Genomic DNA, 13,471 nt, shown 5'->3' with positions numbered 1-13,471 from the left:
TGAGGGACCGGGCGCCGGGCGCCGACACGATCCGCGATGGGTCGCCGGCCAGGGGGTGGTCCTGTGGCAGAGCCTGTGGGAGTCCGTGTCTCATGTGGGGAGGCACGGCGATGAGAGAGGTCCTCGCCGTCCTCGCGATCCTGCTCGGCGCCGCCGGCGTCGTGGTCGCCGCGGCCCGTGCCGTGTCCGCCCGACGGACCCCGGCGCCGGTCCCCGGGGCGAGCCCCCGTCCCGGTGCCCTGCACGGGGTGCTTGCCGTCGCCGGCGTGGCCCTCCTCGTCCTCGGCGTCGGTGTCGTCGTCGCTCCCGACACCGAACCGGTGGCCGTGCGGTCCGCCCCGGCGCCCGCCCACTCGCGTGGGCGGCAGCCCACGCCGATCCCGACGCCGTTCGACACCTCTCCCGCCGGGGCGTACCGGCGGCTGGTCGACGCGTACTGCGCCGGGGTCGGCGTGGTCCTGATGACGCCCGCGGACGCGTCCCGGACGAGCATCCACGCGGCACTTCGCGCCAGCGCCGCCTCGTTCGAGGACCTGGCCGACGTGCTCGACGGCGTCGAACCCCCGCCGCGCCTCCTGAACCGGCACCACCGGCTGGTCACGGCGGTCCGCCGGACGGATCGCATCCTCACCGACGCCGACGCGCAGCTGAACGTCGGCGCCATGGCGAGCTTCGCTCGGCAGCTCGACCAGCTGGGTCGCTCGGTCACCGAGCTCGACCGACAGGCTCGCGGCCTCCAGCTCCCGCACTGCCGACCGGCCTGACGGACCCGAGGGGGCGACTCGGCTAGGTTCGCCGGGTGGACCTTCGACCCCTGGACGTGACCGACGACGCCGCGCTGACGCAGGCCTACGACGTCGAGTGCGCGGCGCTGCAGGCCGTTCGCCGGGGATGGGTGCCGCTGGGCACGCAGGCGCGCATCGCGGCATGGCAGACGCCCGGCGGCTGGCGCACGTCCCTCGTCGGCGCCTTCGACGGTGACTCGCTGCTCGGCTTCGCCAGCGCCGCAACGGCCGACGACACCCCCGACACGATGTGGGTCGACGTGTACGTCCACCCGGTCCACCAGCGCCGAGGCCCCGAACGGCGACCTCGCCTGGGCACCGACACCGGTGTCGGAGCAGGAGTACGCGGAGGAGATCGCGCTCTGGACGGTGCAGGGCCGCACCGCCGTCGAGTCGGTGGCCCTCGACGGTGACGGCGCCGTGGCGGCCTGGACCTGCCTGCTGCTGCCGGCGGCCGACTCGCCCCGCGCCGCGCAGGTCGAGGGCACGCTCGTGCTCGGCCCGCACCGGGGTCGCGGTCTCGGCCGGGCCGTCAAGGTTGCCTCGTTGCGCGCCGCTCGAGCCCGTCGGGCCGGGCTGCGCGTGCGCACGAGCAGCGACAACCAGAACGTCTGGATGCACGCCGTCAACCGCGCGCTCGGCTTCGTCCCGGTCGAGTCGGAGGTGCTCCTGCAGAAGCGGCGGGTCGAGGAGGTCTGACCCCGTCCATCCGCTGTCCATCCGCTCTGCATTGCTCCGTGTCACGGGCCATCCGGACGCGTGACGGGCCCGGTACGACCGCGCCCGACTGACTGGCGCGTGTGGTGGAGCAACGCAGAGCAGACGGCGAAGCCCCTGGGTCGCGGGAGGATGCTGGGGTGTGGCAGGTCAGACGGGCGACGTCGGGCGTCAGCCGACCGCCAGCTCCTCGTAGGTCGGGAAGAGCTCGCGCCAGCGTGCGCTCATGTCGCAGCGGTCGCCCCCGGCGAGGGAAGCGGCGAGGTCCTCGAGATGCACCTGCCAGCCGGCCCCGTACGCGGCGAGCTCGCCGGCGGGCAGGCCGCGCTCCTCGATGACGAGCACCGTGCGGTCGCCGGCGGGCGTCAGGGTCGCCTCGATGGCGTGCTCGTGCGACTCCCCGTCCTCCGTCGTCCGGACGACGAGGCGCCGCGGCGGCTCGCACACCTCGACGCGTCCGGCGCCCTCCCATCCGCTCGTGAACCGCGCGCGGAACGCGCCGCCGACGCGGAGGTCGCCCGACACGTCCGCGATCCACCGAGCGAGCCGTTCGGGGTCGGTGCAGGCCTCCCACAGGTCCTCGATCCGGGTGTCGAAGACGTCCTCCACCCGCACCGAGCCCTGGTCGGCCCCGGTCCGCTGCAGCGTCCCGATGATCCTCATCGTCGTGCCCTCTTTCCCCTGGCGATCTCCGTGTGCAGTGCGTCGATGCGGTTCTGCCACAGCGCCCGATAGCCCTCGAGCCACTCGTCGACCTCGACGAGCGCCTGCGGTCGGAGGCTGTAGATCCGACGCTGGGCGTCCTGGCGGACGTCGACGAGGCCCGCCTCGCGCAGCACGCGCAGGTGCCGCGAGACGCCCGGTTGGCTGATGGGCAGGGCCTGGGCCAGCTCGCCCGCCGTGGCCGGGTGGTCGCGCAGGATCCCGAGGACCGTGCGCCGGTTACCGTCGGCCAGCGCGTGCAGCACCGCATCCATGCCAGCAATTTAGCCAGTCAGTTAAATAACCACAAGGCCATGCAGAGCGCCGGGTCGCGCGGGCGGTCGTGAGCGGTGCGGACACAGGGTCAGGAGGGCTGCCAGAGCTCGATGCGGTTGCCCTCGGGGTCGGTCACCCACCCGAACCGGCCGATGCCGTCCATCTCCTCGGTCTCCTCGGCGACGTCGGCTCCTCGCGAGCGCAGCTGGGCGAGCATCGCGTCGAGATCGGCCACCCGGAAGTTGAGCATGATCCGTTGCTGCGAGGAGCCGAGGTAGTCGCTGTCGCGCTCGAACGTCGCGAAGACCGTGGGGCCGGGCTGCGGCATCCAGACGCCGTGCTCATCGAGCTCCAGCCCGAGGCCGTCGCGGTACCAGGCGGCCAGGGCCTCCGAGTCGGTCGCTCTCAGGAAGATCCCGCCGATGCCGGAGACGCGTTCCATGGCCGACAGCCTCCCACGCCGGCCCGACCCGCGGAGCGGCTCGACGCGTCAGGCGGAGGCGGGACGGGCGCGCATCTCGGCGAGCAGGTCGCGGACCTCGTCGGCGACGACGTCGGTCGCCTCCCAGGGCAGCATGTGGCCGGCGTGCGGCAGCTCGGTGAAGGTCGCGTGCGGGAGCGCGACGCGCAGGGCGTGCGCCCGCGCCACGGGCATGAGTGGGTCGAGTCGGCCGGCGACGATGCCGACGCGGACGCGCTCGAGCCCGAGGAAGCCGGCGCGCTGGTCGGCGGTGAGCAGCGCGCCGTAGAAGGCGCCGAACGTCGCGAGCTTCGTCGCGGCGACCTGGGCGCGGGCGGTCTCGACCGCAGCGGGGTCGGGGTTCTCGCCGAAGAGGCCACCGACGAGCGCGCGGATGCGTCCGTTGCCGCCGGGCGGGAGGGGAAGCCCCCGCGCGGCCATCCGCATGACGGCCGCCTCGCCGGTCCGCTCGCCGAGCGCGACCCCGGAGGACGCCGTCGCCACGAGCAGGGCCGCCCGAACCCGGGTGCCGAAGAGGTCCGGGCGCTGCTCGGCCAGGGCCATGACGGTCATGCCGCCCATCGAGTGCCCGGCCAGCACGACGGGTGAGGCCGCCGGCACGACGGTCCGCAGCACGGTGTCGAGGTCGCGGCCGGTGTGCTCGACCGACAGCGAGCCCATCTCGGCGCGCCGCAGCCCGATCGTCGAGCGGCCGTGCCCGCGCTGGTCCCACAGCACGATGCGCACGGGTTCGTCGGCGAGCTCCTCGACGACCGGCAGCCAGCTCTCGTGGTTGACGGCCCAGCCGTGGGCGAGCACGAGCGTCGGGGCGTCGGGGGCGAGGTCCGGGTGGGCGTGGGTGTGCACCGACAGCACGGCGCCGTCGGGCGTGACGATGCCGCGACGGTCGTGGCGCCTCACGCGTCCACCCCCTCGACCTCGAAGACGACCGGGGCGTGGTCGGAGGCCCCCTTGCCCTTGCGCTCCTCGCGGTCGATGGCGGCGCCGACGACGCGTCGGGCCAGGGCCGGCGAGCACAGCGCGAAGTCGATGCGCATGCCCTGGCGCTTGGGGAAGGGCAGCTGCGTGTAGTCCCAGTACGTGAAGGTCCCCGGCTCGGACGTGTGCGGCCGCACGACGTCGGCGAACCCGGCGTCGACGACACCCTGGAAGGCGGCACGCTCGCCGGGGGAGGTGTGGGTCTTGTCGGCGTAGTACTCGACGCTCCACACGTCGGCGTCGGTCGGGGCGATGTTCCAGTCGCCGAGCAGGGCGATCTGCGCGTCGGGGTCGGTCGCGAGCCACCCGCGTCCGGCCTGCGCGAGCGCACCGAGCCAGTCGAGCTTGTACGTGAGGTGCGGGTCGTCGAGCGAGCGGCCGTTGGGGATGTAGAGCGACCAGATGCGCACGCCGCCGCACGTGGCGCCGATGGCGCGGGCCTCCGGGGCCACCGGGTCGCCCCAGCCGGGCATGCCCTCGAAGCCGACGGTGACGTCCTCGAGGCCGACGCGGGAGACGATGGCGACGCCGTTCCACTGGTTCAGGCCGTGGTGGGCCACCTCATACCCGAGGGCCGCGAACCGTTCGAACGGGAACTGGTCCTCGCGGGCCTTCGTCTCCTGGATCGCGAGCACGTCGACTCCGGTGCGCTCCAGCCACGCCTCCACCCGGTCGATGCGGGAGCGGATGGAGTTGACGTTCCACGTGGCGACTCGCATGGTCGGACACCCTAGAGGGACAAGGCAGCCGCGTGGTGCCTAGGGTGTGCCGCATGACCGAGCCCACAGCCGCCGACGCGTCCAGCCCGACGCCCTCGACGCCTTCGACGCCTCCGACGCGTCCCACCGCCCTCGTCACGGGTGCGAGTGCCGGCATCGGGCGCGAGTTCGCGGTCCAGCTCGCCGGACGGGGCCACGACCTCGTCCTCGTGGCCCGGGACACGGCCCGGCTCGAGGAGCTCGCCGGTGTGCTGCGGCGCGGGGGAGCGGGCGTCGAGGTGCTCACCGCCGACCTGTCCGACCGCGAGGCCCTCCGGCGCGTCGCCGACCGCCTGTCCGACCCGGACCGGCCGGTCGACCTGCTCGTCAACAACGCCGGCTACGTTCTGCGCGGCCGGTTCCTGCGCAACGACCTCGCCGACGAGGAGCGGATGTTCGACGTGCTGACGCGGGCAGTCCTCGTGCTGTCCCACGCCGGCGCACGGGCCATGGTCGAGCGCGGCCACGGCGCCGTCGTCAACGTGTCGTCGGTGGCCGGCTGGCTCGCCTCGGGCACGTACTCGGCGGCCAAGTCGTGGGTCACCGTCTTCACCGAGGGGCTCGCGGGCGACCTCGCCGGCACCGGCGTGACGGCCACGGCTCTGTGCCCGGGCTTCACCTCGACCGAGTTCCAGCAGCGCGCCGGCATCTCCAGCCCCGGGCCGAAGTTCATGTGGCTCGACGCGCACCGGCTCGTCGCCGACTGCCTCGACGACGTCGCCCGAGGCCGCGTCGTGTCGGTGCCCGGCCTGCAGTACAAGGCCGTGTCGACCCTGCTGCGCGTGCTGCCGCGTCCGCTCGTGCGCGCCCAGCTGCGCAGCACGAAGCTGCCGAGCCGCCGCGGCGACTGAGGCCGGGCGGTCGACCCGTGCCGTGACCCCGGCGTCGGCCTCCGCCGGCGGGCCCTACCATCGAGGGCGTGACCGAGACGCCCGACATCGCCACCGCCCGCGCCCGCCTCCTCGAGATCATCAAGGACAAGGCCATCGTCCACGGACGCGTCACGCTGTCCTCGGGCAAGGAGGCCGACTACTACGTCGACCTGCGCCGCATCTCCCTCGACGGCGAGGCCGCCCCGCTCGTCGGCGTCGTCATGCGCGACCTCGTCAAGGACCTCTCCTTCGACGCGGTCGGTGGCCTGACGCTCGGCGCCGACCCGGTCGCCACCTCGATGCTGCACGCCGCGTCCGCCGCGGGCGAGCGGCTCGACGCGTTCGTCGTGCGCAAGGCGGGCAAGGCCCACGGCCTGCAGCAGCGCATCGAGGGCCCCTCGGTCACGGGCCGCGACGTGCTCGTCGTCGAGGACACGACGACCACCGGCGCGTCGCCGCTCGAGGCCGTCAAGGCGGTCCGCGAGGACGGCGGCAACCCCGTGGCCGTCGCGACCATCGCCGACCGCGCCACCGGCGCCGGCGAGCGCATCACCGACGAGGCCGGCGTCGAGTACCGCTTCGTCTACACCCTCGAGGACCTCGGGCTCGCCTGAACCGGAGTCGGTTTCGTCGGCCTCACACCGTCAGGCGCTGCGGCCTGCCAAGGGACTGCCGACCTGGACGGGGTACCCGCGCCGCAACGCGTCGAGGCTCGATGGTGGGGTGATGACGGTGGCCGTGCCGCGCCCCGGGCGCGTCACGAACCCCTCGGCCGACGCGTAGGAGTTGTCGGCGCGCCACGGCACGAGGGCGTCACCGGCGACGCGGGCCGGGCCGGCGTCGAGCAGGACGAACGCACCGTCGGGCAGGTCGGCCCACGGGGCGGCGTGCAGCCGCCGGGTGCGGTGCCGGGAGTCCCAGCGCTCCTCGTGCAGGAGCCGGTCGAGCTCGGGCGCCGCGAGACGCTCGGCCCCGAGCCCGGCCGCGACGAGGTCGCGGAACCGCACGTAGTCGGCCCGTCGGCACTCGGCGCACGGCCGGTGCCCGGCGGCGAGCGCCACGGCCTCGTCGAGGAAGAAGAGCGGCGTGTAGTGGCCGGGGTGCCACTGGTCGACGCGACGGTCGCGGAACTCGAGGACGCACGTGATCCACGCGCGGCCGACGTGGTGGCGGCGCACCTGACGAGTGCCGGCGCCGTCGTGCAGCCGGCCCCGGTTGCCCGTCCACGACCCGCGCCCGGGCGCCGCGACGACCTCGCCGAGCGGCGTCACCCGGTTGGCCGCGGGCGCCTGAGTCTGCCCGGCGGCGGCGCCGACGCGACCGGCGTCCGGCCTCACTCGAGCACCTCGAGGTGCACGTCGGCCGGGTCGCCCTCACCGAGGCCCTCGGTCCGGCGCACCGCCTGCTTCATCGGCAGCACGTAGGCGCCACGGGACGCGTCGGGGAAGATCGACGTCGACCAGCTCGACCCGCCGACGGTGACGCGCACCCGCACCGACCCGAACCCACGGGGCGGCCGCGGCCGCTCGCGGACCCGCTCGGAGGCCTCGGGCGGCACCGTGACGAAGAACCAGCCCGTCTGCGCCTCCCACCGCCACAGCTCGGCGGTGAAGTCGAGGGCGAGGGGAGCGTCGTCCATGACGGCAGCGTACGGACGCCCGCCGACACGGCTCGTGGGACGCGTCGGGCCGGTGGAACGCGGCCGGCGCGCGCCGCGTCGCAGCACCGGTGCCGACCGGCCGTACCTCGTCGGAGGCGGCCGGACCGGCGGGACCCACCGGTCTAGGATCGGTGCCACGGACCGTCACGCCCTGACGCCCTCACGCCTCACGCTCAGTGGAGAACCTCATGATCATCGTCTGGATCCTGCTCGCGCTCGTCGTGCTCCTCGGCATCTGGGGCGTCGTCAGCTACAACGGCCTGATCCGCCTGCGCAACCGCGTCGAGGAGGGCTGGCGCCAGATCGACGTCGAGCTCAAGCGTCGTCACGACCTCATCCCCAACCTCGTCGAGACGGTCAAGGGCTACGCCGCCCACGAGCGCGGCACCCTCGAGGAGGTCATGCGGGCCCGGTCGGCCGCGATGTCCGGCTCGCCCTCGCCGGCCGAGGCCGCGCAGGCCGAGGGCGCGCTGAGCCAGGCGCTCGGGCGCCTCATCGCCGTCGCCGAGGCCTACCCCGACCTCAAGGCAAACCAGAACTTCCTCTCGCTCCAGCAGGAGCTGTCGAGCACCGAGGACCGCATCGCCTCGTCGCGCCGCTACTACAACGCGCTCGTGCGCGACCTCAACACCAAGGTCGAGTCGGTGCCCTCGAACGTCGTCGCGAACATCGCCGGCATCAAGCGCGCCGAGTACTTCGAGACCCCCGCCGCCGAGGCCGCGGTGCCGAACGTCTCCTTCGGCGACCAGGCTCCCGGCACGTTCGGCTCGGCCCCCGGTGGCCCGGGCGCGCCCGCCGTCGGCGGGTCCACGCAGCCCGGCGCGGTCGCCGGCCCCTCGACCCAGCCCGGCGGCCTCCCGCAGGCCGACGCCCCCGCCGACGTCACGGCGCCCGACCCGACCGTCGACCGCACGCGACCCGACGCCTGAACCTCACTGGCCAGGCGCGTCAGCCCTTGACGTAGGACAGCTTCTCGCTGACCCTCCCGTCGCGCAGCCGCACGACGTCCACCCCTCGCACGTGCCCGGGGGAGCCGTCCTCCTCGACCCAGTCGAACCGCCAGCGCAGCACCCCGCGGTCCCCGGCGACGAAGGACTCCTCCTCGGTGAAACGCGGGTCGCGCGTACCACCGAACAGGTCCTTCCACACGGCCCGCACGGCGTCGGCACCCTCGTGACGCATCCCGTCGGGGGCCGGGCCGGTGGCCTCGAAGACGCAGTCCGGCGTCATGAGTTCCATGATCGCGTCGACGTCGCCGCGCCCGAACGCCGCGACGAACGCCGCGAAGGCGGCGTGCACCGGCCCCCACGCGGCGTCGCGCCCGAAGCGCGCGAGCAGGTCGGCACCCGGGACGCCGGTCATCGTCCGGCGCGCGCCCACCGCGCCGACCGACCGGTAGAGCTCCTCCCGCTCGTCGAACCACGTCGAGACCGCGGTCACGAGCCACACGTCGAGGGTGGTGTCGCCGCCCGTCGCCGCGGCGAGGTCCCAGCCGTGCACGACGTGGTCGGCAAGCAGCTGGCGCACGTACTCGTCCATCGACTCGGTGCCGTAGGACAGGTTCACCGTCCCGGCGCTCGGCAGGGTCGCGGCGACGACGTCCTGGGCCTCCGAGGCGGCGTGGGTGGCGGCCGCGACCGGGTCGGCGCCGAGGACGTCGCCGTCGTAGCGGCTGCCGACCTCCTCGATCGTCGCGCCCTCCATGAGCGGGACGGTCCAGAGGTCCTCGCCGGTCACGTGGTTGACGAGGTCCCGGACCGTCCAGGCCGAGCACGGCGTCGGGCGGTCCCAGTCATCGGGGCCCAGCGCGGCGACCCGGTCGGCCCAGCCGCGGACGCTGGCCCGGTAGAGGCTCGACAGGTCGGTCTGGCCGGTCCCGCCGAGCGCGTCTTCACCGCCCCCCGTGGGCGCGGCCCCGCGCGTCGCTCCGGCGTCGTTGGTGTCCATGTCGGCCTCCGTCCACCCCTGCACCGACCAGTCTGCTCCGGCCGGCACGGCGGCGTGCCGGGTTCGACGCAACCGCGGCCCGGGCCGCGAGCTCGACGGCTCCGCGGCGGCTCAGCGGCCGCTCAGTGGCGGCTCAGTGGCGTCGCGGTCCGGACACCGGACGGGTCAGCGAAGGCGGTCCTGGGACCCGCTGGGGGCGTCGCTCGACTCGCTCGCGGCCTCGCCGATCTCGGCCGCGACCTCGCGAGCCTCGCGCCGGTGCTTGACGATCTCGATGGCCATCGGGATGACCGACACCAGCACGATGAGCAGGACCGCGTACTCGATGTTCTTCGTCAGGCCCGGGAAGACCTGGCCGAGGAAGTAGCCGAGCAGGGTGAGGCTGACGACCCACGCGACGGCGCCGACGGCGCTCCAGCCGAAGAACCGCCGGCGGTGCATCCGCCCGATGCCCGCGACGACGGTGATGAAGGTGCGCACGATCGGCACGAAGCGGCCCAGGACGAGGGCGCGGTTGCCGTACTTGTCGAAGAACACGTTCGTCTTGTCGAAGTTCGCGGTGTTGATGAAGCGGCCCTGGCGTTTGTAGAGCGGCCGGCCGACCCCGCGCCCGATCTCGTAGCCGACGACGTTGCCGAGGAAGGCCGCCGCGGACAGGGCCGCCATCGCGACGAAGAGGTTGATGTGCACCTGCCCGGTGGCGATGAAGAGACCGACCGCGAAGAGCAGCGAGTCGCCGGGGAGGATCGGGAAGAGCAGCCCGCACTCGACGAAGACGATGATGAGCGCGATCGCGAAGAACGCGGTTCCGTACTGCTGGAGCAGGTACGTCGGGTCCATCCACTTCGGGCCGAGGGCGGAGGCGGCGGCGAGTGCGTGCATGCGCCCAAGGGTAGGCGGTGCGATCCGGATCTCCTCAATCCGCGCTGTGCCCCTCCTGTGCGCGCACACGCCCGTCGGCGCTGCGACCCACCGCTCGTAGACTCGGTCGGTGCCCCACGAGCCCCGCGACCCCACGGTGCCTGCTGCCGGAGTAGCTGCCGAGGTTGGTGTCGGTCCCTGGCCGGGGACGTGGCCGAAGGGCGCGCACTGGGACCCCGAGCTGCTCGCCCACGGCGACCGCCGCAACGTCGTCGACGCCTACCGGTACTGGCGCCACGACGCGATCGTCGCCGACCTCGACACCCGCCGGCACGACTTCCACGTGGCCGTCGAGAACTGGGGCCACGACTTCAACATCGGCTCGGTCATCCGCACCGCCAACGCCATGGGCGCGCGGGCGTTCCACATCGTCGGCCGCCGGCGCTGGAACCGGCGTGGCGCCATGGTCACCGACCGCTACCAGCACGAGCACCACCACCCCGACCCCGACGCCCTCGTCTCCTGGGCGCGCGAGGCCGGGCTCGCGCTCGTCGGGATCGACAACCTGCCCGGCTCGCTGCCCCTCGAGACCTACGACCTGCCGCGCGGTTGCGTGCTCGTCTTCGGCCAGGAGGGCCCGGGTCTCAGCGAGCCCATGCGGGCGGCGTGCGAGGTGGTGCTGCACATCGAGCAGTTCGGCTCGACCCGTTCGATCAACGCCGGCGCCGCCGCGGCAGTGGCGATGCACGCCTGGGTCCGCCGCCACGTCTTCGACCAGCGCCCCTGAGCCTTCAGGCGGAGGGGTCGCGGCCGCGCCAGCGCAGGGGCTCCTCGGCGTACTCCTCGACGACGTGCGCCGCGACGCCGAACGAGCGGGCCACCTGGAAGAGCACCTCGCCCGCGGCCGCCGGCAGCCCGAGGGCGTGCAGCGCGGCGGCGCTCGCGAGGTCGATATTCGGCAGCGCGCCGGTGCGCTCGGCGACGACTGCCGCCAGCGCCTCGACGCGCTCGACGACGGGCTCGGCGCCCGGCAGCCGGCGCACCCGGTCGAGCACGACCTCCGCCCTCGGGTCGCCGTCGGGGTAGAGGAAGTGCCCGAAGCCGGGCACGACGCCGTGCGTGCGCAGCGCTCGCGCCACTGCGTCGGACGCGTCGGACGCGACGGACGTGCCGGACGCGTCGGCGAGGAGGGCGTGCGCGGCGACAGGAGCGGCCCCGTGCAGAGGGCCGGCCATCGCGGCATAGGCGGCCACGAGGCAGTCGTGCAGGCCGGCGCGGGTCGACGCGGCCACCCGGGCCGCCACGGTCGAGGCGGTGAGGCCGTGGTCGAGGAGCGTGACGAGCAGGACACCGACGACGTCGGACGCGTGGGGCGCCGGCTCGCCGCCGAGCGCGGTGAGCGTCAGGTCGGCGAGCGGCTCGAGCGCCGACCCGGCCCGCGTCCGCGCACCGCCGGCGAGCGCGACGGCGCCCGCTACGACGGCGGGTGCGGCCGAGCGCACCCGTTCGGGGTCGGTGTCGCCGGCGAACGGGTCGGACGCCGCGAGCAGCTGCACGGCGACCGGCAGGCGACGCTCGAGCGGGAGGTGGACGAGTGCACGGGCTGCCGGACGCGTCGCCTCGGTGAGGTGCGGCATCCGCGGCAGTGGCACGTCGACGTCCGAGAAGTGCTGCGCTGCAACGGAACCGAGGACCAGGCCGGCGGCGCGCTCGACCGATCCCGCATCGACGGCGTCGTCGAGGGGCACGCCCCGGTAGCGCAGCTCGCCCTCCACCTGGCTGCTGACGCCGGTGGCCACGGTGCGGAACCGCAGCACCGACTGGGGCGTGCCGACGGCGCGCGTGGCCGAGACCATGGCCTCCACCTGGGCCCGGTCGAAGAGGCTCTCCTGCTGGCCCGGACGCCGCTCGCTGCGTAGGAGCCCGCGGCTGACGTAGGCGTAGAGCGTCGCGCGCTTGACGCCGAGGCGCTGGGCGGCCTCGGTCGTCGTGATCCACGGGCTGCGCGATGCGGTCACTGGTCCTCCTCGGGTGCGGATGACGCGGTCGGTGTTGACTCGATCAACGTTGACCGGATCAACATTGACGATGTTGATCAACATGGCTGAGGGTGACGAGTGAACCCGAGAGGAGCACGCCATGTCCACCCACGCCCCAGCCTCGAAACCCTCGGCATCGCCCGCGCCGACGCCGGCCGGTTTCGTCCTCGTGCCGCCCGGCCTGTCCAAGGTCGTCGTCACCGACACCGAGATCGGCGACGTCCGCGGCGACGAGGGCTTCTTCCACTACCGCCAGTACTCGGCCGTCGAGCTGGCCGAGGCCGTCGGCTTCGAGGAGGCCTGGCACCTGCTCTTCCACGGCCACCTGCCCTCCGCCGCCGAGCTCGACGCCTTTCGCGCCGAAGCCGGCCGCCTGCGCGTCCTGCCGCCGGCGCTCGCCGACCTGCTACCCGCGATCTGCGCGACGACGACCGACTCCCTCCAGGTCTTGCGCACCGCGTTGTCGGCCTGGGGCGGCATCACCGGCCAGCGCCTGCTCTACGACGCCGGCGAGGACGAGCGGCTCGCCTCGGCCATGGCCGCCGTCGCGGTCACGCCCACGATCCTCGCCGCGTCGCACCGGATCCGGCGTGGCCTCGACCCGGTGCCGGCCGACCCCGACCACGACCACGCCACCGACTACCTGCGCATGGTCACCGGCTCGCTGCCCACCGATCGCGACGCGCGCGCTGTCGAGCAGTACCTCGTCGCGACGATGGACCACGGCTTCAACGCCTCGACCTTCACCGCACGGGTCATCGCGAGCACCGGGTCCGACCTCGCTGCCTGCCTCGTCGGCGCCATCGGCTCGTTCGCCGGTCCCCGGCACGGCGGCGCCCCGAGCCGCGCGCTCGAGGCCCTCGAGAAGATCGGCACGCCCGACCGCGCCGAGCCGTGGGTGCGTGAGCAGGTCGCGAGCGGCGCCCGGATCATGGGCTTCGGCCACGCCGTCTACCGCACGCACGACCCCCGCTCGGAGATGCTCAAGGCCGTCGCGCGGCGCTGGGACGACCCGCTCGTCGACTTCGCGATCGGTGTCGAGGCGACGATCGAGCGGGTCCTGGCCGAGCTCAAGCCGAACCGCCCGCTCTACGCCAACGTCGAGTACTACGCGGGGGTCGTCATGCGGCTGGCCGGCCTCGAGCCGAGCATGTTCACGCCGACCTTCTGCGTGGCCCGAGCCGTGGGCTGGACTGCGAACGTCCTCGAGCAGGCTCGCGACCCGAAGATCATCCGGCCCGCGGCCCGCTACGTCGGCCCGCCGCCCCCGCAGCCCGTGCCGACCCGCACTCCGGCCACCGCCTGATCCGGGCCGCCCCCTAGGTGTACTCGGCCAGCAGGTTGGTGACACCTCGGCGTTGACGACGAGGAGAACCTCCGGGTGAGGTGAGGAGT

General features: G+C 74.0%; 18 protein-coding genes. 8 read left to right on the top strand and 10 right to left on the bottom strand.

Annotated elements, in window-relative coordinates:
* Nucleotides 1-110: 110 nt before the first annotated feature.
* The 3 genes from AC3A5R_RS13185 to AC3A5R_RS13175 are packed head-to-tail and all read left to right on the top strand — an operon-like array spanning nucleotide 111 to nucleotide 1,484.
* Entirely contained in the window at nucleotides 111-764 is a 654-nt protein-coding gene (locus tag AC3A5R_RS13185; protein ID WP_487621218.1) for a hypothetical protein, read from the top strand.
* A gap of 35 nt (nucleotides 765-799) precedes the next feature.
* A complete protein-coding gene (locus AC3A5R_RS13180; protein WP_487621217.1) occupies nucleotides 800-1,198 on the top strand; it encodes a GNAT family N-acetyltransferase in 399 nt (132 codons plus the stop codon).
* Nucleotides 1,113-1,484: a GNAT family N-acetyltransferase gene (locus tag AC3A5R_RS13175; protein WP_487621216.1), complete on the top strand. Its 372-nt coding sequence runs from the start codon at nucleotides 1,113-1,115 to the stop codon at nucleotides 1,482-1,484. The genes AC3A5R_RS13180 and AC3A5R_RS13175 overlap by 86 nt, the downstream gene beginning before the upstream one ends.
* Nucleotides 1,485-1,673: 189 nt before the next feature.
* Here AC3A5R_RS13175 and AC3A5R_RS13170 read toward each other — a convergent pair whose 3' ends face one another.
* From AC3A5R_RS13170 to AC3A5R_RS13150, 5 genes are all read right to left on the bottom strand, one after another.
* A complete protein-coding gene (locus AC3A5R_RS13170) occupies nucleotides 1,674-2,165 on the bottom strand; it encodes an SRPBCC family protein (protein WP_487621215.1) in 492 nt (163 codons plus the stop codon).
* A complete protein-coding gene (locus AC3A5R_RS13165; protein WP_323096337.1) occupies nucleotides 2,162-2,479 on the bottom strand; it encodes an ArsR/SmtB family transcription factor in 318 nt (105 codons plus the stop codon). Before AC3A5R_RS13165 ends, AC3A5R_RS13170 begins: the two co-directional genes overlap by 4 nt.
* A gap of 89 nt (nucleotides 2,480-2,568) precedes the next feature.
* A complete protein-coding gene (locus tag AC3A5R_RS13160) occupies nucleotides 2,569-2,922 on the bottom strand; it encodes a VOC family protein (RefSeq protein WP_487621214.1) in 354 nt (117 codons plus the stop codon).
* Nucleotides 2,923-2,970: 48 nt separating this feature from the next.
* A complete protein-coding gene (locus AC3A5R_RS13155; protein ID WP_487621213.1) occupies nucleotides 2,971-3,861 on the bottom strand; it encodes an alpha/beta fold hydrolase in 891 nt (296 codons plus the stop codon).
* Nucleotides 3,858-4,658, bottom strand: coding sequence for an exodeoxyribonuclease III (locus AC3A5R_RS13150; protein WP_487621212.1), 801 nt, complete (start codon nucleotides 4,656-4,658; stop codon nucleotides 3,858-3,860). Before AC3A5R_RS13150 ends, AC3A5R_RS13155 begins: the two co-directional genes overlap by 4 nt.
* Nucleotides 4,659-4,711: 53 nt before the next feature.
* On the opposite strand from AC3A5R_RS13150, the gene AC3A5R_RS13145 reads away from it, so the two are divergent.
* Nucleotides 4,712-5,548 carry an SDR family NAD(P)-dependent oxidoreductase gene (locus AC3A5R_RS13145; protein ID WP_487621211.1) on the top strand — a complete coding sequence of 279 codons (837 nt, stop codon included), beginning with the start codon at nucleotides 4,712-4,714 and terminating at the stop codon, nucleotides 5,546-5,548.
* A gap of 68 nt (nucleotides 5,549-5,616) precedes the next feature.
* Nucleotides 5,617-6,183, top strand: a complete 567-nt coding sequence (gene pyrE / locus AC3A5R_RS13140; RefSeq protein ID WP_487621210.1) for an orotate phosphoribosyltransferase — start codon at nucleotides 5,617-5,619, stop codon at nucleotides 6,181-6,183.
* 30 nt (nucleotides 6,184-6,213) lie between these two features.
* On the opposite strand, the gene AC3A5R_RS13135 is transcribed toward pyrE, so the two are convergent.
* Both AC3A5R_RS13135 and AC3A5R_RS13130 read right to left on the bottom strand, forming a co-directional pair.
* A complete protein-coding gene (locus AC3A5R_RS13135; protein WP_487621209.1) occupies nucleotides 6,214-6,906 on the bottom strand; it encodes a hypothetical protein in 693 nt (230 codons plus the stop codon).
* A complete protein-coding gene (locus tag AC3A5R_RS13130) occupies nucleotides 6,903-7,208 on the bottom strand; it encodes a DUF1905 domain-containing protein (protein ID WP_487621208.1) in 306 nt (101 codons plus the stop codon). Before AC3A5R_RS13130 ends, AC3A5R_RS13135 begins: the two co-directional genes overlap by 4 nt.
* A gap of 209 nt (nucleotides 7,209-7,417) precedes the next feature.
* Here AC3A5R_RS13130 and AC3A5R_RS13125 point away from each other — a divergent pair, with 209 nt between their 5' ends.
* On the top strand, nucleotides 7,418-8,158 hold the full coding sequence (locus AC3A5R_RS13125) for a LemA family protein (RefSeq protein WP_487621207.1): 741 nt from the start codon (nucleotides 7,418-7,420) through the stop codon (nucleotides 8,156-8,158).
* Between the two features lie 19 nt (nucleotides 8,159-8,177).
* Here the strand turns inward: AC3A5R_RS13125 and AC3A5R_RS13120 are convergent, their stop codons facing one another.
* Together AC3A5R_RS13120 and AC3A5R_RS13115 are read right to left on the bottom strand one after the other, a co-directional pair.
* The gene (locus AC3A5R_RS13120; RefSeq protein WP_487621206.1) at nucleotides 8,178-9,176 is read right to left on the bottom strand and encodes a TIGR03086 family metal-binding protein; all 999 of its coding nucleotides are present in this window, start codon (nucleotides 9,174-9,176) and stop codon (nucleotides 8,178-8,180) included.
* A gap of 165 nt (nucleotides 9,177-9,341) precedes the next feature.
* A complete protein-coding gene (locus tag AC3A5R_RS13115; RefSeq protein ID WP_487621205.1) occupies nucleotides 9,342-10,058 on the bottom strand; it encodes a DedA family protein in 717 nt (238 codons plus the stop codon).
* Between the two features lie 109 nt (nucleotides 10,059-10,167).
* Here AC3A5R_RS13115 and AC3A5R_RS13110 point away from each other — a divergent pair, with 109 nt between their 5' ends.
* Nucleotides 10,168-10,824 (top strand): TrmH family RNA methyltransferase, encoded by a 657-nt coding sequence (locus AC3A5R_RS13110; RefSeq protein WP_487621204.1) that lies wholly within the window; start codon nucleotides 10,168-10,170, stop codon nucleotides 10,822-10,824.
* A 4-nt stretch (nucleotides 10,825-10,828) separates the two neighbouring features.
* Here AC3A5R_RS13110 and AC3A5R_RS13105 read toward each other — a convergent pair whose 3' ends face one another.
* A complete protein-coding gene (locus tag AC3A5R_RS13105; protein ID WP_487621203.1) occupies nucleotides 10,829-12,055 on the bottom strand; it encodes a citrate/2-methylcitrate synthase in 1,227 nt (408 codons plus the stop codon).
* A gap of 121 nt (nucleotides 12,056-12,176) precedes the next feature.
* Here AC3A5R_RS13105 and AC3A5R_RS13100 point away from each other — a divergent pair, with 121 nt between their 5' ends.
* Complete coding sequence (locus AC3A5R_RS13100) at nucleotides 12,177-13,382, top strand: citrate/2-methylcitrate synthase (protein WP_487621202.1); 1,206 nt, start codon at nucleotides 12,177-12,179, stop codon at nucleotides 13,380-13,382.
* The last annotated feature ends 89 nt before the right edge of the window (nucleotides 13,383-13,471 follow it).

This window comes from Intrasporangium sp. Soil_C_50, assembly GCF_057656595.1.
This window is presented reverse-complemented; position numbering and strand designations above follow the sequence as displayed.